Annotated in this window: 17 protein-coding genes; 4 read left to right on the plus strand and 13 right to left on the minus strand. The window is 71.6% G+C overall.

Going from position 1 to position 18,134, the window contains the following annotated elements:
- Positions 1–55: 55 nt before the first annotated feature.
- From ACSRUE_RS40075 to ACSRUE_RS40115, 9 genes are all read right to left on the minus strand, one after another.
- Positions 56–2,197: a GYF domain-containing protein gene (locus ACSRUE_RS40075; RefSeq protein WP_441288151.1), complete on the minus strand. Its 2,142-nt coding sequence runs from the start codon at positions 2,195–2,197 to the stop codon at positions 56–58.
- Positions 2,198–2,268: 71 nt separating this feature from the next.
- A complete protein-coding gene (locus ACSRUE_RS40080) occupies positions 2,269–3,933 on the minus strand; it encodes a response regulator (protein WP_437769443.1) in 1,665 nt (554 codons plus the stop codon).
- Between the two features lie 325 nt (positions 3,934–4,258).
- Positions 4,259–5,443, minus strand: a complete 1,185-nt coding sequence (gene tgt / locus ACSRUE_RS40085; protein WP_441288152.1) for a tRNA guanosine(34) transglycosylase Tgt — start codon at positions 5,441–5,443, stop codon at positions 4,259–4,261.
- On the minus strand, positions 5,440–6,564 hold the full coding sequence (gene queA / locus ACSRUE_RS40090) for a tRNA preQ1(34) S-adenosylmethionine ribosyltransferase-isomerase QueA (RefSeq protein ID WP_441288153.1): 1,125 nt from the start codon (positions 6,562–6,564) through the stop codon (positions 5,440–5,442). The genes tgt and queA overlap by 4 nt, the downstream gene beginning before the upstream one ends.
- Before the next feature lie 9 nt (positions 6,565–6,573).
- The gene (locus ACSRUE_RS40095) at positions 6,574–6,951 is read right to left on the minus strand and encodes a response regulator (protein ID WP_441288154.1); all 378 of its coding nucleotides are present in this window, start codon (positions 6,949–6,951) and stop codon (positions 6,574–6,576) included.
- A 426-nt stretch (positions 6,952–7,377) separates the two neighbouring features.
- Complete coding sequence (locus ACSRUE_RS40100; protein WP_437769447.1) at positions 7,378–8,733, minus strand: sigma-54-dependent transcriptional regulator; 1,356 nt, start codon at positions 8,731–8,733, stop codon at positions 7,378–7,380.
- Positions 8,734–8,943: 210 nt separating this feature from the next.
- Complete coding sequence (gene bfr / locus ACSRUE_RS40105) at positions 8,944–9,414, minus strand: bacterioferritin (RefSeq protein ID WP_441288155.1); 471 nt, start codon at positions 9,412–9,414, stop codon at positions 8,944–8,946.
- A gap of 198 nt (positions 9,415–9,612) precedes the next feature.
- Positions 9,613–9,825 carry a (2Fe-2S)-binding protein gene (locus ACSRUE_RS40110; protein WP_437328430.1) on the minus strand — a complete coding sequence of 71 codons (213 nt, stop codon included), beginning with the start codon at positions 9,823–9,825 and terminating at the stop codon, positions 9,613–9,615.
- 315 nt (positions 9,826–10,140) lie between these two features.
- Positions 10,141–10,905 carry an SDR family oxidoreductase gene (locus ACSRUE_RS40115; protein WP_437769449.1) on the minus strand — a complete coding sequence of 255 codons (765 nt, stop codon included), beginning with the start codon at positions 10,903–10,905 and terminating at the stop codon, positions 10,141–10,143.
- A 228-nt stretch (positions 10,906–11,133) separates the two neighbouring features.
- Between ACSRUE_RS40115 and ACSRUE_RS40120 the strand changes: the two genes are divergently transcribed.
- Positions 11,134–11,553, plus strand: coding sequence for a hypothetical protein (locus tag ACSRUE_RS40120; RefSeq protein WP_437769450.1), 420 nt, complete (start codon positions 11,134–11,136; stop codon positions 11,551–11,553).
- 36 nt (positions 11,554–11,589) lie between these two features.
- Here ACSRUE_RS40120 and ACSRUE_RS40125 read toward each other — a convergent pair whose 3' ends face one another.
- The 3 genes from ACSRUE_RS40125 to ACSRUE_RS40135 all read right to left on the minus strand — a co-directional run bounded on the left by ACSRUE_RS40125 (position 11,590) and on the right by ACSRUE_RS40135 (position 13,109).
- Positions 11,590–12,258, minus strand: coding sequence for a sigma-70 family RNA polymerase sigma factor (locus ACSRUE_RS40125; RefSeq protein WP_441288156.1), 669 nt, complete (start codon positions 12,256–12,258; stop codon positions 11,590–11,592).
- Positions 12,259–12,260: 2 nt separating this feature from the next.
- The gene (locus ACSRUE_RS40130) at positions 12,261–12,503 is read right to left on the minus strand and encodes a hypothetical protein (RefSeq protein WP_012234278.1); all 243 of its coding nucleotides are present in this window, start codon (positions 12,501–12,503) and stop codon (positions 12,261–12,263) included.
- A gap of 81 nt (positions 12,504–12,584) precedes the next feature.
- Positions 12,585–13,109, minus strand: coding sequence for a hypothetical protein (locus ACSRUE_RS40135; protein WP_437944062.1), 525 nt, complete (start codon positions 13,107–13,109; stop codon positions 12,585–12,587).
- Between the two features lie 202 nt (positions 13,110–13,311).
- Here ACSRUE_RS40135 and ftsH point away from each other — a divergent pair, with 202 nt between their 5' ends.
- On the plus strand, positions 13,312–15,135 hold the full coding sequence (gene ftsH / locus ACSRUE_RS40140) for an ATP-dependent zinc metalloprotease FtsH (RefSeq protein ID WP_441288157.1): 1,824 nt from the start codon (positions 13,312–13,314) through the stop codon (positions 15,133–15,135).
- A 9-nt stretch (positions 15,136–15,144) separates the two neighbouring features.
- On the opposite strand, the gene lepB is transcribed toward ftsH, so the two are convergent.
- Entirely contained in the window at positions 15,145–15,801 is a 657-nt protein-coding gene (lepB, locus tag ACSRUE_RS40145) for a signal peptidase I (RefSeq protein ID WP_437944061.1), read from the minus strand.
- Positions 15,802–16,028: 227 nt separating this feature from the next.
- Here lepB and ACSRUE_RS40150 point away from each other — a divergent pair, with 227 nt between their 5' ends.
- Both ACSRUE_RS40150 and ACSRUE_RS40155 read left to right on the plus strand, forming a co-directional pair.
- Positions 16,029–16,772: a shikimate dehydrogenase gene (locus ACSRUE_RS40150; protein ID WP_441288158.1), complete on the plus strand. Its 744-nt coding sequence runs from the start codon at positions 16,029–16,031 to the stop codon at positions 16,770–16,772.
- 186 nt (positions 16,773–16,958) lie between these two features.
- Positions 16,959–18,002, plus strand: a complete 1,044-nt coding sequence (locus tag ACSRUE_RS40155; protein ID WP_441288159.1) for an arginine N-succinyltransferase — start codon at positions 16,959–16,961, stop codon at positions 18,000–18,002.
- The last annotated feature ends 132 nt before the right edge of the window (positions 18,003–18,134 follow it).

The raw sequence follows: 18,134 nt of genomic DNA on the forward strand, positions 1-18,134 counted from the left end.
GCGCCCGATCGAGCGGCCTTCGCTCGCAGGGGTGTGTCCCCGCTGAGCAGCGGGCTTACTGCGCGGCGAAGACGAACGGAATCGTCACGGGGGTGGAACTCGAGGAAGGAGGGAACCGCCAGGACTTGATCCGGGAGGCGATGCAGCTCGACAGGCCGGGGTAATCCTTCTCCGACCCGCCGGCCGAAACGGACTGGACGGCGCCCGACGCGGCGATGACCACCGAAGCGGAGACCCTGGCGGTGCTGGCCGCGTTGCTGGCGCGCGCGTCGAGGGCGGGCTGCCAGCAGTGGCGCCGGACGCTGGGGCGGTTCGACTCGACGACGCCGGAGATCTCCCCTTGGGAAAGCGGGCTCAAGCTGGCGCTGGTCCCCTGGCTGCCCGGTCCTGGCGAGGGGCCGGGGACCCCAGCGCCGAACCCGGACCGGTCGAGCTGAGCAGAGGCCGATGGAGCGACCGGCTTGTCCGGTGGAGGGCGCTGGCTCGCGGCGCCGCCCGTCTTGCCCGTCGAAGCGACCTCTGGCCGGGCGGAAGCCGTCTCGGCCGGTGCAGGCACGTCCGGCTCGACGCTCGGCGGCGGCGGCGGCGGGGCCGCCGTGGGCAAATCGGCCGGATGGCTCTGCGGCGGGGGGGCGGCCACGACCTGCACGGGCTGCGGCTTCGGGGAGAGCAGGACGAACGCGGAGACGCCACCGAACGCCGCGGCCATGGCGATGAAGGCGTATGCGAGCGGGCTCATGCCCGATCGCCGCCTTGGCGCGACCGTCTCCACCAGGCTGCCAGGCGTGGCCACCAGAGGTGCGGGCTCCGCGGCGGAGAGGGCCCCGGCCGGCGCGGCGGGCGAGCCCCCCGCGGTCAGCCTTCCGCCTGCCGGCGCTGTCGCGGAGCGCACCCCCCCAGCGGCCAGGCCACCCGCGGGCGCCGCCGCGGCGGGCGACCCGCCCGCGGTCAGGCCGCCGGCCCCACGAGCGAGCTCGGTCGAGGCGGACGCGGCCAGCTCGGGTCCTGGCGCGAACGCGACGGGGGCCGTCCGATCGGCCGCGAAGGGATCGGCGAGCACCTCCACCGGCGCGGCGCCCGCGGCGTGGGTCCGCCCGGCGCCTGCCGGCGCGCCCGGCCATGCGGCCGGCGCGCTCGCTGCTGGCGCGACCGGGGTGCCGCGCGCGACGGACGCGACGGACGTAGCCGATGCGACCGGCGCGGGCAGCGGGGCCGACACAGCGGGCGTCCCCGCCGCGGTGAAGGCGGCAACCGCCGGGGCCTGCTCGTTCAGGCCAGGAGGCTCCGGCTCGCGCGTCGCCGGGCGCGCGGGCACGGCCCCCGCGAGCGCAGGGCCCCTCGACGAGGAGGGCGCCTTCGCCGACGGAGACGCCTGCGGCTGAACGACAGAGGAGCCTGTGGTGCTGATGCGGCGCGCGGGCGGGGACAGGCGGGTGGACTGAGCCTGCGTGACGATCTCGATCAGCTCCGGGAAGTTCTTGAGGGGCAGCCACTCGTCGAAGCCCTCGCGCCAGACGAGCGACTCGCCGTCCACCGCGCCGGCGAGCGCCTTGTCGCGAATGACCGAGAGGCGCACCGGGCCGAGCGGGACGCCGCCGACCCCGACGTACCAGTCCTCGCTCGCCGTGGCGCGCACGGCCGGCGCCTTCCCGAGCGGGCGGTCATTGGACATCGCGCGCATGAACGCGCCGGGGGCCCCCGCCGGCGTCGCGGGCTCCGCCGCCCTGGCTGCAGGCCCAGGGGAACGAGCCGGCGCCGCGGGCGCCGGCTGGACAGCCCGGGCCGCCGGAGAGGCCTGCGGTGCGGTCGCCGGACGCGGACTCGACGCCGGTCCGGGGACGGCGCGCGGCGCGACCGGAGGTCGAGGAGCGCCCGCCGGACGGGGCAGGGCGTGGGATGCCGGCCGGGGCGGCGCAGGCGCGGCGCCGTGGCCCAGGGACGAAGCCGGCGGCGGCTTCAAGGGGCTCGCCGCGCCCGCGTCCGGCGCCTCGTCGCTCGGAGGGGCGGCGTGCGCATCGTCGCCTGCCTCGCGCGGCGGCTCGACCGGGAGAGCACGCGCCACGGAGCTCTCGGTGACGCTCGCGCTGACCTGGATGAGGTGCCCGCATCGCCGGCACTGCATCCGCACCATCTTGCCGGCGACCTTCTCGTCACCGATCTGGTACTTGGCCTTGCAGTTATCGCAGATGAATTTCATCCAAGGACGCGCCTGCCGGTGGAATGGCGCAGTCTACGACAGCTTGGCCCCAGACGACATGGGGTAGGCGGTCAGAGCAGCCCGAGCAAGTGCTCCTTGATCGATTGCCGCGTCGGGTCATCGGGGGCGACGCCCAGCGCGCGCTCCCAGGTCTCGATGGCTTTGTTGCGGAACCCCGCCTTCTGATAGAGCACGGCGAGGTTCTTCAGCGCGGGGAAGTGCTTGCCGTTGATGTGCAGCGCCGTCTCCAGCTCCTGGATGGCGTCGTAGAGCTGCCCCTGCTTGCCGTAGAGCAGGCCGAGGTGGAAGTGCAGCCGGTACGCGAGCGGGTCGATCGCCGTGCCCTCGCGCAGGTGCCGCACGGCCTTGTCGAAATCGCCCGCGCGGTACGCCGCGATCCCCGCGGCGAGGAGGCGCTCCGCCTCCGCCGAGATCCGGTCCTGATCGCCGCGGATCGAGCGCGCCTGGAGCGCGTTCTCCACGGCGGCGACGACGTCGGCAACGCGGAAGGGCTTCTCGATGTAGGCCTCCACGCCGTAGCTCGACTTCAGGTCCTCCGCGAACCGCCACCCGCGGTAGACGGCCGAGATCATGATGATCGGGATGTGGCCGTAGCGCTGGGTGCCCTTCATGCGGCGGGCGATGTCGAAGCCGTGCACCTCCGGCAGCATGGCGTCGAGGATCATCACGTCGGGCGGATTCTCCTTGACCATGCGCAGCGCGAGGAGCCCGCGATCGGCCTCCTCCACGCGGTACCCGCGCTCCTCGAAGATGCGGCGGAGCAGCTTCCGGATCTCCGGCTCGTCGTCGACGACCAGGATCGTGGTCTGATCGCCCTGCGGCGCCTTGCCTGCGCCCGGGAGCGACTCGACGACGGACAGGTCGCGGTCTGCGGTGCCGAAATCCGTGTCCGTGAGCTCGTCCGCCGCCGCCGCCCTCCGCATGGCGTCGTCGACGACGAGCGGCGGCCCCGCCGAGGAGAGGCGGGCCGGCGACGGGGCAGCCGGCGGGCTCGGCTCGTCGGTGAGATCGGCGAACGAGATCTCCGCGTCGTCGCGCGGGCGCTCCGGCGCGGGCCGCGGCGGCGGGGCGGCGCTGGGAGCAGGCGCTGCAGGGGCCTGGGCCGCCGTCGCCGGGGGCACGGCGGACGCAGGCCGGCGCGGCGCGGGCTGCGCCGGGGCTGGTGGGGGCGCGGGCGGCGCCTCGGAGGCGGACGACGCCGTGGAGCCGAGCCCGGCCCGCTTCAGCACCTCGGGCGGGCACTTGGCGCCCACGTAGAACGGCTCGCCCTGCTCCTTCATGTCGTAGGCGGCCGCGATGGTCCGCACGAGCGGGCCCGCGAGCGCGATGTACGGGAAGACGCGCTTGCCGGTCACGAACTCGAGCTCGTCGATCACCTTCTTGTCGGCGGGCGCGGCCATGGCCACGAGGATGCGATCCTCGCGCACGAGCACGGGAAGGAGCTTGTGCTTGGCGGCGATCTCGCGGGGGAGGATGGAGAGGTCGCTCAGCTTGATGCAGACCTGGTTGAGATCGATGCCAGGAACGCCGCTCTGCTCGGAGAGGGCCTTCAGCGCAGCGACCTCGGAGACGGTGCCGCTCTCGATGAGGTTCGTGGCGAGGGGCACCCCCTTCGCGCGCGCCTCGAGGAGCGCCTGTTCGAGCTGGGGCTGGGTGACCGCCCGTTGCTGCAGGAGGATGCGTCCGAGCGGCTTCTTGTTGGCGTCTTGCGTCATTCCGCGGGCCGAGTTCGAAGGCTAATGGACGAGGAATGCGCGGGCAAGCACGCGACCCGCGCGCGGAGGCGGCCATCCGACCGACACGACCGGCTCGGGCTCGTGCGCCGACGGCTCGGGCATACGGCCGGATCGAGCGCGGCCAGGACGCCGCCCGATGCGCGCGGATCCGAGCGCGCGTCCCGACGCCAGAGGCGAGAGCTCACCATCCGCCCATGGTACTCCGGAACCCTCCGGGCAGCGCAGGCGATGCGCCGGCGGCGCGGCGGCGCCCGCTGCACCCGCTCCGCGAACGCATCGAAGAGGCCATGGCGACGATGTAGGGTCACTCGGTCGACTCGGTCGACTCGGTCGCGCCCACCGTCTCGTTCGCGTCGTTCGCGTCGTTGGCATTACCGGCGCCGCTCGCGCCGAGCCACTCGCGAGCGAACGCCGCGTACCTCCCCTCGGCGATCGCCGCGCGCGCCTCTCGCATCAGGCGGCCGTAGAGGTGGAGGTTGTGCTCCGTCAGCAGGCGCAGCACCAGGATCTCGCCGGCCATGTAGAGGTGCCTCAGGTACGCGCGGCTGTATCCGCCGGCGCAGGTCGGGCAAGCGCAGGTCGGATCGAGCGGCGAACGATCTTCCTTGTAGCGGGCCTGCTTGATGACGATCTTGCCGTGCTGCGTGAGCGCCTGCCCGTTCCGCGCGTTCCGGGTGGGGAGCACGCAGTCGAACATGTCGACCCCGGCGCCGATGGCGTGCACGAGGTCGAGCGGCGTCCCCACGCCCATGAGGTAGCGGGGGCGCGTCGGGTCGAGGTGCGGCCCGATCTGGGCGACGACCTCGTGCATCATCGCGATCGGCTCGCCCACGGAGAAGCCGCCCAGGGCGAGCCCGTCGAACGGCAAGGCGCCGAGCTCATCGGCGTGCGCCATGCGCAGCGCGACCGAGGTGCCGCCCTGCACGATGCCGAAGAGCGCCTGGCTCGGGCGCTTCGCGGCGAGGCAGCGCTTCCCCCAGCGCGTCGTCAGGCGACACGCCTCCTCGACCTCGGGGCGCGGCGCGCCGCCTGGCGGGCACACGTCGAGCTGCATCGCGATGTCGGCGCCGAGCAGCCCCTGCACCTCCATCGCGACCTCGGGCGTGAGCGCCTTGCGGGCGCCGTCGAGGTGCGATCGGAACACGAAGCCGTCCTCGACCAGGGTGCGCCGCTCCGCGAGCGAGAAGGCCTGGAAGCCCCCGGAGTCCGTGAGCATCGCGTGCGGCCAGCGGGTGAACGCGTGCAGGCCGCCGAGCTGCGCGACGAGCTCGGGGCCGGGGCGGAGCCACAGGTGGTACGTGTTGCCGAGGACGATCCTCGCGCCGGTCGCGGCCACCTCGGCGGGGGTCAACGTCTTCACGCTGCCCTGGGTGCCGACCGGCATGAACGTCGGGGTCAGCACGTCGCCGTGCGGCGTGGAGAGCACGCCCGTCCGGGCATGCCCGTCCCTCGCGAGCTCGGAGAAGGAGAAGCCAGGCGTCCGGCTCATGGCGCGTGCACCCCGCGGATCAGCATGGCGTCACCATACGAGTAGAAACGGTAGCCGGCGTCGATCGCCGCGCGGTACGCGAGGAGCGTGCGCTCGCGGCCGGCGAAGGCGAACACCAGCGCGAGCAGCGTCGAGCGCGGCAGGTGGAAGTTGGTCAGCAGGGCGTCGGCGACGCGGAACCGATAGCCCGGCTGGATGAGGAGGCGCGTCTCCCCGGACTGCGCCCGCACGAGGCCTGCGCGGGCCGGATCGGCGGCCGACTCCAGCGCGCGAACCACGGTGGTGCCGATCGCGATCACCGGCGCGCCGCGCTCGCGCGCCCCCGCGATCGCGCCCGCGGTCGCGTCCGGGATCGAGTAGACCTCCGCGTGCATCGGGTGCAGGTCGAGATCGTCGACCGTGACCGGCTGGAAGGTGCCGAGGCCGACGTGCAGCGTGACGCTCGCGATCTCGACCCCGTTCGCGCGGAGCCGCTCGACGAGGCCGGGCGAGAGGTGGAGGCCCGCCGTGGGCGCGGCGACCGCTCCTGGGACCCGGGCGAAGATGGTCTGGTACCGCTCGCGATCGGACGCGTCGTCGCCGCGGCCGAGGTAGGGCGGGAGCGGGACGTGCCCGTACGCGTCGATCGCAGCGGCGACGGACAGCCCCGCGGGCGAGGAGAGCTGCACCGTGAGCACGCCGTCCTCGGCGCGCTCCAGCACCTCCGCGACCAGCGCGCCGTCGCGCTCGATATCGAGCACCGATCCCGGGCGTATCGGCTTGGAGGCGCGCCCCATCGCCCGCCAGCGCTCGGGCCGCGGCGCGCTCTCCTGCGGCCCTCCGCCGAGGTCCTCCGCGCCGGCCGGCGCCCCGTCGAGCCGGCGCAGCAGGAAGAGCTCGACCTGCCCGCCTGTGCCGCGCTTCCTCCCGAACAGACGAGCGGGGACGACCTTCGTGTCGTTGACGATGACGAGCGCGCCGCGCTCGATGTACCGGTCGAGATCGCGGATCGCCGCGTGCTCCACCTCGCCCGCGCCGCGGCCGCGATCGACCAGGAGGAGCCTCGCCCCGTCGCGCTCCTCGGGGGGCCGCGAAGCGATCAGCGCTTCAGGGAGTTCGTAGTCGAGCAGCTCGCAGCGCACGCCGCGCTACTAGCACGACGCGGGCGCGAGCACGCTCGTCTTGGCGCGGAGGAAGCGACAGATCTCGCCCACCTGGTAAGGCTTCGGGACGAAGGCCACCGCGCCGCAGTCGGCGCGCTCGACCTGGCGCGCGGAGAGGTGATACGCGCTGGAGAGCACGACCCGCACCCTCGGGAACGCATGCCGGATGTGCCGCGCGAGCTCGAGGCCGTTCAGGTCCGGCATCATCAGATCGATCATCGCCACATCGATCGGGGACGAGCCGAGGGTCACCAGCGCATCGTGGAACGAGGCGGCGAACGCGACCTCGAACCCCTCGACGCTTAGCCCTGCCGAAAGAGCGCGACGCTGGGAATTCTCACCGTCCACGATCAGCATGCGGGCCATTAAGCGTCCTCCTGCGGCGATCGCCGCTATCCAATACGCCTACCTGTCTAGCAATCACCGGGCCAAGTTCCCGAATCGACGCGTTGCGGTTGCCGACGCTAAAGTGAAACAGAAGAGCACAGTCTACATCAGGCGCCTCATTGCACTACGGCAAATCCCGACGCTGCATCATTGCAAAAATGCAATCTCGCGTAGGCTAGCTCCCTCGATTTGCTGCTGAGTCAGGTGGTTTGCTTGGATCGAGCGGCCGCATCCATACGACCCGAACGGAGAAATGCAGGCTGAGCTCGATGGGCAGCAGGTCGCTGTGCCGGGGGAGCACGCCCCGTCCAGCGCGGTCCGCCTGAGGTCGCTGTGTGCCGTGGGAGCGAGCTGCTGAGCCCGGCCGGTGAGCGACGGGAAGGCGCTCGGCAGACCGGCGCCGTTTCAGCCCGGGGGATACGTGATCGCCAGGCGGGTCATCTTGCGCCACAGCGTGGTCGCGCTGATCCCGAGCACCTCGGCGGCGCGCTCCCGGCTGCCGTCGCACTCCCGCAGCGCGGCCTCGATCGCCTGGCGCTCGGCGCAGTCGACGACGTCGGCGAGCAGCCTGCCGCCGGCTTCGGGCGCGCGCTTCGGCTGCATCGCGGCGGGCAGCACGTCGTCGACGCTGATGACGCCGCCGCCCGAGAGGGCCACCGCTTGCTCGACCATGTTCTCGAGCTCGCGGATGTTGCCGGGGAAGTCGTATTGCGTCAGCGCCTCGATGACGCCGTCGGCGGCGCGGGCGCGACAGGTCATCTTGCGGTTGTACTTCTCCAGGAAGAACTCCCAGAGGATCGGGATGTCCTCGCGACGCGAGCGGAGCGGCGGGAGCACGAAGCGCGCGACGTTCAGCCGGTAGTAGAGGTCCTGGCGGAACCGCTTCTCCGACACCGCGGTCAGGAGCTCCTGGTTCGTCGCGGCGATGATGCGCACGTCGACGTTGATGGGCTTGTTCTCGCCTACCCTGCGGATCTCGTTCTCCTGGATCGCGCGGAGCAGCTTCGCCTGGAAGGTGAGCGGGGTCTCGGCGATCTCGTCGAAGAAGAACGTGCCCCCGTCGGCCTCCTCGAACAGCCCTTTCCTCGCCGAGATCGCGCCCGTGAACGAGCCTCGCGCGTGGCCGAACAGCTCGCTCTCGAGGAGCGTCTCGCTGATGGCGGCGCAGTTGACCGGCACGAACGGGCGGTCGGCGCGCTTGCTGTTGGCGTGGATGGCCTTGGCGACGAGCTCCTTGCCGGTGCCGCTCTCGCCGGTGATGAGCACCGTCGCGTCGGTCGGCGCGACCTTGACGATCCGGCCGAGCACCTCGCGGACCGCCTGCGAGCGGCCGACGATGTTCTCGAACCGGTAACGCTCCTTGAACTCGCTGGCGAGCAGCTGCACCTCGCCGGTGAGCTTCCGGTTCTGGATCGCGCGCTCGGCCTTCACGAGGAGCTCCTGCTCCGAGAACGGCTTCTGGATGTAGTCGAACGCGCCGAGCCGCATCGCCTCCACCGCGCTCTCGATGGTGCCGTACGCGGTCATCACGATGACCTCCGTGTTCGCGTTCGACTCCTTCACCGCGCGCAGGACGCCGATCCCGTCGAAGCCGCCCATCCGGAGGTCGGTGAGCACGACGTCGTACGCCCCCTTGGCGCCCAGATCGGCGCCCTGGCTGCCGTCCGCGGCTTCATCGACCTCGTACCCGGCGCCACGCAGCATCATCGCGAGCGTGGTCCGCATGTTCCGCTGGTCATCGACGACAAGAATCTTCGACATGGATTTCCCCCGCCGCGCCCATCCTCCTCCGGGAAACGAGCGCGGCGCGACGATCACGACCGACGTGCCGCGCTGGCGCGTGAGCGCGCGAGCACGGTCGTCCGCGGCGCCTTGGACATGCGTCCAGAGCATCGTACGTCAAGCACGACCTCCGCCGCCAGAAGGTGCACGGGGGACGCTCCCTGCGCGAGGGGCGGCCCTCACTCTGCCCTACCCGCGGATCTGCTGGGCGAGGTAGGCGGTCTCGCCAAGCTTCTCGATCAGCCCGATTTGTGTCTCGAGCCAGTCGATGTGCTCCTCCTCGGACTCGAGGATCTTGGCCAGGAGATCCTCGGTGGTGCGATCCCCCCTGTCGCGGCAGAGGGCGATCGCCGAGTTGAGCCGCTTGACCGCGTGGTACTCGAGATCGAGGTCGCTCTTGAGCTGCTCCGGCACGCTCTGCCCGATGTGCAGGGTGTCCAGCCGCTGCAGGTTGGGCAGCCCATCGAGGAAGAGGATGCGCTCGATGATCGCATCGGCGTGCTTCATCTCGTCGATCGACTCGGCGCGCCCGTGCGCAGCGAGCGTGACGAAGCCCCAGTGCGAACACATCTTCGCGTGCAGAAAATACTGGTTGATCGCAACGAGCTCTCCGGCAAGCACCTCGTTCAACGCATCAACGACGTCTTTTGCACCCTTCATCGGACCCCTCTCGCGCTCGTGCCTGTCGTGCGGACCCCGCCCCTGTCAGGCGAGGGACGCTGGCTAGGACGCCAGCGCCCCGCACAAATGCGCGAGGTCCGTGGAGGTGCGCAAGAAGTTTCTAAGGAAACAGGCGCCGACGCCGTCGCCTCCGGCGGAAACCAGGGCATCGAGGCTGTTGCCGGTCAATCCGGAGGATCAAGCTGCGCTGGAGACCGGCGCCATCACCAGGCGACGCGGCGTCGAGGCGCCATCGCGCTCACCGACAAGCTCGGCGATCGTCGACCGACAGGAGCCGCACCGCGTACCGGCGCCCGTGCACTCCATGACCTGCGAAACAGAGCAGGCGCCCTCGCTCATCGCTTCACGAATCTCTCGATCACAGACGCCCATGCAGAGGCAGACGTACATGCAGACCCCCGGCTACGTTACGGGTGGGATTGATATTGAACATAGCTTTCAATATCGAAGCGTCAAGGGGAATGTCGCCTGGGCGGATCGCCGAGGTGGCTCGTGGTCCGAGATCCCCTTGGATCGAGCCAGCAGCGCTCGATCGAACGCGCCGAGCTGCGCTCGGTCGGTCGAGCGCCACAGGAGCGTCGAAGGAAGGGGGATCGGGCAGGGATGCCGCCGGTCAGACCGGCGGAAGATGACGCCGCGCGAGCGCGGCCGGGAGGCGAGGCGCGAACGCACGCCCACCGCGGAGCGGTCGGCCGCGTGACGGCGTCACATCGTGAGGCCGCCGTCGACGTCGATGCAGCGACCGTTGAAGTACTCGCACTCGATCACGAAGCGCACGGCCTGCCAGATGTCCTCGGGCACGCCGATGCGGCCCACAGGGATCATGGCGACCAAGGCGTCGCGCGCCTTCTGGTGCATGCCCTGCGTCATGGGTGTCTCGATCATGCCGGGCGCAACGGCGCCGACGCGGATGCCGAACGGCGCGAACTCGAGCGCCCAGGTCTTCGTGTTCGCCGCGAGCGCGCTCTTCGCAGCGGTGTAGCTCGACTGGCCTCGGTTGCCGTGGCGCGCGATGGAGCTGATGTTGACGATGACGCCCTTCTGCTCGGCCTCGACCATCTTCGCGACGACCTCGCGGACCATGAGCGTGGCCCCCGTCAGGTTGACGTCGATGACGGCCTGCCACTGCGCCGCGCTCAGCTTGACGACCGCGCCCGTCTGGCGGTCCTTCTTGACGAGCAGGCCGTCCCGCAGGATGCCCGCGTTGTTCACGAGGCCGTTCAGGCCGCCCATCGCCTCGTGCGCGAAGCGGACGAACGCCTCCACCTCGGCCTCCACCGCCACGTTGACCGCCCGCGCGTGGACCTTGCCGGCGAGCCCCTTGCTCGCCTCGACGAGCGACGCGAGCCCCTCCTCGTTCATGTCGCCGGCGGCGACCTGGCCCCCGAGCTCCGCGAGCCGCAGCGCATAGTGGCGACCCAGCCCCTGGGCAGCACCTGTGACGACGAACTTCGTGTCCTCGAGTCGCATGATCGCACTCCTCCAGCAGGGATCGCCCCCGATCACCGTGTCGAGCGCGCCGTCTACCACGACGCCGCCGCGAGGCGGCGGACGACGTCGCAGCGCGCCACCGACGCCCGCAACCCCCGCCTGGCCTTGCAGGCCCCCGCGCAACCGGTGCAACCGGTGCAACCGCGCAACCCGCGCGACAACGCGGTCGCCGCTTGCGCCGGGTGGCATCGATGTTATTCAGCGCCCATGAGGTCGATCGCGCTCGCCGCCGTGTGCGCCGGCATCCTGACGCTCGCGCCTGCATGTGACCGCGCCCCCCCGGTGCCCGAGACCTCCGATCCGACGGGCAAGGATCTGGTGATCGGCGCCGTGGTCGCAGCCGCCGAGCAGAGCGGAGGGCTGCGCATCTACAAGATCGTCGAGGTGGAAGAGCTGCCCGCGCCGTTCGGGCCAGATCTGCACATGATCGCCTACGATCCGAAGGCGCAGAGCTTCGAGGAGGCCGCGGAGCTCCGTCGCAAGGGGAAGCTGACCGTCGTGAAGGACCACATGACGGTCCGGCTCGTGTATTTCCTGCCGCGCGACCACCGGGTGATCAGCAACGAGCCGGTCAGCGACGACGAGCGGGCCCCGTATCTCCGCTCGTACCAGAGCCGGCAGCGCTGACCGGCGTCCGCCGGCGGGCGGCGAGGCGCCCGCGCCTCAGCGCGCCGTGCGGAGCAGCTCGCCCAGCCGCTCGATGGCCTGGCTGTGCAGCCGGCTCGCCCAGCTCTTGCTGATCCCGAGATCCTGCGCGATCTGATCGAAGCGCTCGTCGTCGAAGTAGTGGCGCTCCACGAGGGTGCGCTCGCGCTCCGGGAGCTCGCGCACGGCGTGACGCACGGCCTTCGCGAGCTCGGCGCGAGAGGCGTGCTCCTCCGGGTCGTCCGCGGCGTCGGGGACGGCGGCGACGTCCCCGTGACTCGAGAGCAGGCCGAGCGCCATCGCGGCCGCATGCCCGGCGAGCAGATCACCGAGCCGCGCGGCGTAGGCCTCCTGCGTGGCAGGCGCGTCGGCGTCGTCGTCCGCCCCGCGTCCCTCGGCGAAGCGCGCCGACGCAGCGAGCGCGCTCGCCCGCGCGGCCGCGGAACGCCAGCGCGTCTCCCGCCGGACGCCGTCGAAGATGGCCCACCGGAGCTTCCGCTTGGCGTAGGCCTCGAAGGTGGCTCGGCTCGGATCGTGCGTCCGCACGATCTCGAGCAGCGCCGGGTGCCCCAGCGCGACGAGGTCCTCCACCGGGATGCGGCGGCCCAGGCGGCGCGCGATGCGCTTCGCGACCAGCTGAAGCAGGTCGAGCCCCTCGGCGAGGAGCCGGTCTTCCGGAGTGCGCACCGCTATCCCGCCTTGGCGCGCCCCGCTGCGCCGAGCACCCCGAACGCCCGCTCGCCGCTCTCGTCGACCTCGCGCGGATGCGCGCGCCGCAGGAGGCGGCTCGCCTCCTCGTCGTGCAGCAAGACCTCCACGAGCTGCTCGCGCATCCACGCGATCTCGTGCGCGGGCAGGCGCCCCACGTAAGGCGCCACGGCGGCGTCGACCTGAGCGGCGATCCAGGGGTCATCGAGGAGCGAAGCGTCCATGGGAGACGCCCATTATATCTCCACCGAGTTATATCTCCACCGAGCGCGCCGTCATCCGCCGCTCGCCGCGTCGCCGAGGCGTCATGGGGCCGGCGGCGGCGCGTTGAGGCAGGCCTCGAACGCCCTGACGGTCCGCGCGTCGAACGCGCACTTGAGCGACCTCGGATCCACGCTCTTGCCGACGTTCTGCTCGCACGACTGCGCGTACTGCTCCCCCAGCGTGGCCGCGACGGCGTCGATCTTCTTCTCGGTCTCGCCCCGCTGCTCCGCCGTGAGCTTGGCGCTGAGCGCCGCGACCTGCTCCGAGCGCGTGAGCGCCGTGAGCCGCTTGCCCAGATCCACGCAGTCGCCATGCATGAGCGCGTAGTCGTCGGGCACCGAGTCGTCGCGGCGCGGCGGCGCCGGCGCAGCCGCGCCCGGCTCCGCGTCTGCCTCCCGCGTCGCGGCGCCCTGGGCGGCATCGTCCGTGGGCTCGGCCGCCGGCGCCCGCTCCTCCGGCGGCGCTGGCTCGGGCTGCTCGATCGGAGGCGGCGAGGCCCCCCCGCACCCGAGCAGCAACGTCGACAGCGGACCCGTGACCATGATCAAGAAAAGAGCTCTCCCCATGCGGCGAGGGTTGATCGGCTCGCGCCGGGCGTCCATGCCGCGCCGGGCGCGCTCGGCGCTGCGCGGCGGATCGAGCGACGCCTCGGCTCGCCGCGCTTGCCGCGAGGGTGCACGGGCCGCCTTGGCAGGCTCCGTGCAGGGCGCACCGTGACGACAGGTCGGCCTCGCCGGCCGTGTCGCATGTCCGTGCGGAGGCGGGAGCATGCGGTCGCTCTGGATTGTTCTCGTCCTGGTGCTCGGCTCGGCGTTGCTGCTCCAGGTGATGGCGGCGTCCGACGACCGGATCCCTTACGCGCGCTTCCGCTCGCTCGCGGAGCGCGGAGAGCTCGCCGAGATCGAGATCCGGGATGACATGTACATCGGACGCGCGGTGCCCGGCCTGAGCGCGCGCGCGCGGCAGAGTTACCGCACGGGGCGCATCGAGCAGACCGAGAAGGATCTGCTCGCCGATCTCGACCGGCGAGGGATCCCGTACACGCGCGTCGCGGACGAGCTGGGGCTGCCGCCGTACCTATGGCTGCTGCTGCCGCTCGCCGGTCTGGCGGCGATGGGCCACCTCGCGTCGCGCCGCGCGACGACGCCGGGGACCGTCTCGGGCGCCGCGACCGCCTTCGGCAAGCACAAGGCGCGGCTCTACGAGGAGCGGGGCGCGATCGCGACGTTCCGCGATGTCGCCGGCAACGCCGAGGCGAAGACGGAGCTCGGCGAGATCGTCGACTTCCTCAAAGCGCCCGAGCGCTACGAGAAGCTCGGCGGGCGGATGCCCAGAGGGGTGCTCCTCGTGGGGCCGCCCGGCACGGGCAAGACGTTGCTCGCTCGGGCGATCGCGGGAGAGGCGAGCGTCCCCTTCTTCAGCGCAAGCGGGTCGGAGTTCGTGGAGATGTTCGTCGGCGTCGGCGCCGCGCGCGTGCGCGACCTCTTCTCGCAGGCGCGCGAGAAGGGGCCCTGCCTCGTGTTCATCGACGAGCTCGATGCGGTCGGCAAGGTGCGCGGCCTCGGCGGGTCCGTCGGCGGCCACGACGAGCGGGAGCAGACGCTCAACCAGCTCCTGACCGAGATGGATGGGTTCGACGCGCGCACGGCCATGGTCGTGATCGCCGCGACGAACCGCGCCGAGATCCTCGATCCGGCGCTGCTCAGGCCGGGGCGGTTCGACCGCCGGGTGCACATCGATCGGCCCGACCTCGCCGAGCGGAAGGAGATCCTCGCGGTGCACGCGAAGAAGGTGGCGCTCGATCCTGGCGCGGATCTCGACGCCGTGGCCGCGCAGACCGCGGGGCTCGTCGGCGCCGACCTCGCGAACATCGTCAACGAGGCGGCGCTGCTCGCGGCGCGGCGCGGCGCGGAGGCGGTGGGACACGGCGATCTGGAGGCGGCGATCGAGCGCGGGCTCGCGGGGCTCGAGCGCCGTGGCAGGCGGCTCGGAGCGCGCGAGAAGCTCGTCGTCGCCTACCACGAGGTGGGGCATGCGCTGACCGCCTCGCTGCTGCCGACGCAGGATCCTGTGCGCAAGGTGTCCATCGTGCCGCGGGGGCCGGGCGCGCTCGGGTACACGATCCAGCAGCCGCGCGAGGATCGTTACCTGTGGAGCCGGCAGGAGATCCTCGATCGGCTGGTCGTGCTGCTGGGCGGGCGCGTCGCCGAGGAGGAGGCCGTCGGAGACCTCTCGACCGGCGCGCAGGACGATCTGCTGAACGCGACCGAGCTCGCGCGCCGCATGGTCCGCGAGCTCGGGATGGGCCAGGGGCTCGGGCTCTCGGCGCTCGATCCGCGCCGGCCGCTGTCGTTCCTCGGCGAGGCGCAGGGCGCGATGCCGTCCGGCGCAGGGCCGCGGGAGTGCAGCGACGCGACCGCGCGCGCGATCGACGCGGAGGTCGCGCGGATCCTCGCGGACGCGGAGGCGCGGGCGCGCGCTTTGATCCAGGGGCACCGGCCGACGCTCGAGCGCGTCGCCGCCCGGCTCTACGAGGTCGAGACCCTGAGCGGCGAAGAGCTCAGGGAGATGGTGGCAAGAGGGGAAGCCTAGGGCAGCCGCTCAGTCGACGCTCCGCAGCGCGCGGGACAGATCGAAGCCCGCGGCGTCGTGGTGATAGACGACGCGGAGCACGCGGCCGCGCAGCAGCTCCCTCGGCACCGCCCCCATCGCCCGGCTGTCGAGCGAGGCGGCGCGGTTGTCGCCCATCACGAAGAGGTGGTCCGGCGGGACGACGACCGGACCGAACGCGTCGAAGTCGGGCTCGCCGGCCGCGTGTGTGACCTCGCCGAGGTGCTCCACCCTCGTGCCGTCCCCGAGCTGCTCGAGGGCTTGCGCCGCGCCGTCGACGTACAGCACGCCTTGCCGGAGCATCACCGTCTGGCCCGGGAGCGCGATCACCCGCTTGACGAGGAGGGTGGACCCGCCGCGTGGATCCGCGAAGAGCACCACGTCGCCGGCGCTCGGCCCGCTGCGCTCGAACAGGTAGTGATCCGTGAGCGGGACGCGGAGCCCGTAGGCGACCTTGTCGACAAGGATGCGATCGCCCGGGGTGATCGTCGGCCACATCGAGCCGGTGGGCACGTGGTACTGGTCCGCGAGGGTCGAGCGACCCAGCGTGAGGATCGCGAGCGCCGCGAGGACCTTGAGGAGGCTCCGCCCGAGCGGCGCGACCGTCTGGTAGGCGCGCCGCGCGAACGCGCGATCGGATCGAGGCATGAAAAATCCGGCCTTGTCGGGCTGGAGGCACGCCGCCGCGGCCTCCACCGCCGGCCGGGGAACGCTGGGCTCGCTCATCTCTGGCGGGGCTAGCATCCGCGCTCGAGACAAGCCAGCTTCGCTGCATGCACGGCTGCACTTCATCGACTGCACCACTCTCCCGAGCTCTGGGCCGCCTCACACTCTGCGGATCAATGTCGCGTCATCCGGTAACGACAGGGGCCGCCATGCACCTCGCCGGCTACCGCGCGCTGGCGCTCGATTTTACCTATATCCCTTTTGCGGTGACCGATGTTGAAGGCGCGACGCGCGGGATGCGCGCGCTCGGGATCCGCGGCCTCGGCGTGTCGATGCCCTACAAGCAGGCGGTAATTCCATTGCTCGACGAGCTCGATCCCGTCGCCGAGCGGATCGGCGCGGTCAACACCATCGTGAACAACGACGGGCGCCTCAGGGGCTACAATACCGACTGGATCGGCGCGGTGCGGGCGCTCGAGGAGGTGACGCAGCTCGGGGGCGCGCGGGTGCTGCTCCTCGGCGCCAGCGGCGCGGCGCGCGCGGTCGCGTTCGGGCTCGTGGAGCGGGGCGCCAGCGTCACGGTGGCGAACCGCGATCTCGAGAAGGCGCGGCAGCTCGCGGCGGCGGTCGGCGGGGCGGCGGTGCCGCTCGACGCAGCGGCGCTCTCGCCCGACCACGGCGTCCTCGTGAACGCCACGTCGCTCGGCATGGCCGAGGTCGATCCACGAAGCCCTGTCCCGGAGGAGGTGTTGCGGGAAGGTCTCCTGGTGATGGATATCGTGTACAAACCGATGATCACGGAGCTCGTGGCGGCGGCGCGTCGACGCGGAGCGACCGCCGTTCACGGCGGGAGGATGCTCCTCCACCAGGCTGCAGAGCAGTTCCGGCTGTACACCGGGCGGGAGCCGCCGCTCGATGCCATGGACGAAGCGCTGCGCGCTCAGCTCGGCTGACGCGCGGAGCCGCCGCTCGACGCCGCGGACGAGGCGTCGCGCGCTGAGCCCGGCTGACGCGCGCGACGTCCCGCGCCAGGCTCGCGCTGTCCGGCCGCCAGGGCGCGCGGCGATCGCCGCTCTGCGCCGCGCGCACGGCCTCCGGAGCAATGGCCAAGGACGGGCGCCACGCGTAGGCTTCCGGCGATGATCTCGTTCGAGATACGCGCAGCCGTGACCGGCGACGAGGAGCAGCTCCTCTATGTCGCGCGCCACCTGAACTCGGTCAACCTGCCGAACAACCGTGACGCAATCCACGAGATCGTCGCCGAGAGCCACAAGAGCTTCAACGGGGCGATCCAGGATCCCCGCCTCCGCCAATACGTCTTCGTCCTCGTCGACCTGACGAAGGGCGACAAGGGCATGATCGTCGGGACGTCGATGATCATCGCGCAGCTCGGCCGGCGCGGCGTCCCCTACATCTTCTTCGACGTGCTCGACGAGGAGAAGTACTCGGCCACGATCGACAAGCACTTCCATCATACCGTGCTGCGCATCGGCTACTCGTACAACGGCCCCACGGAGATCGGCGGGCTCGTGCTCATGCCGGAGTACCGGCAAGGGCCCGAGCGGCTCGGCACGATGATCTCCTATGTTCGCTTCCTCTACATGGCCGCGCGATCCGCGCTGTTCCAGGACGAGATCCTCGCGGAGCTGATGCCCCCCCTCGAGCCGGACGGGACAAGCCACCTCTGGGAAGCGCTCGGGCGCAAGTTCACCGACATGAGCTATGCCGACGCGGATCTCCTCTCCAAGAAGAACAAGGAGTTCATCAAGGGGCTCTTCCCGGAGGGGACCCTCTACGCCTCGCTGCTGCCCGAGGACGCGCAGCGCGTGATCGGGAAGGTCGGGGCGCAGACCCGGGGGGTGGAGAAGCTGCTCCGCCGCGTCGGCTTCCGCTATGCCCACAGGGTCGATCCGTTCGACGGAGGGCCGCACTTCACCGCCCGCATGGACGAAATCTCGCTCGTGCGCGATACGCGCCGGGCGAAGGCGGGCCGCCCGTTCACCCCGAGCCCGTCGGATCCGAAGGGCATCCTCGCGATCGAGCGCCCAGACGCCCCTTATTTTCGCGCGGTCGCCGCGAGCCTCCGCGATGAGGGAGAGCTCGGCATGGCGATCGCCGAGGACGCCTGGAAGCACCTCGAGCTCCAGCCTCGCTCGCCGATCTGGGTCCTGCCGATGCCGTGACAGGGCGCCTGCGCTCCACGTCCAGCGCGCGTCCAGCGCGCGCAGGAGCGACGGATCAGCCCGCCTGCGCGCCACGTCCAGCACGCGCGAGGCCAGCGGATCGGCCCGCCTGCGCGCCACGTTCACCAGCAG

It is taken from the genome of Sorangium sp. KYC3313, assembly GCF_052075895.1.
GTDB lineage: Bacteria > Myxococcota_A > Polyangia > Polyangiales > Polyangiaceae > Sorangium > Sorangium cellulosum_B.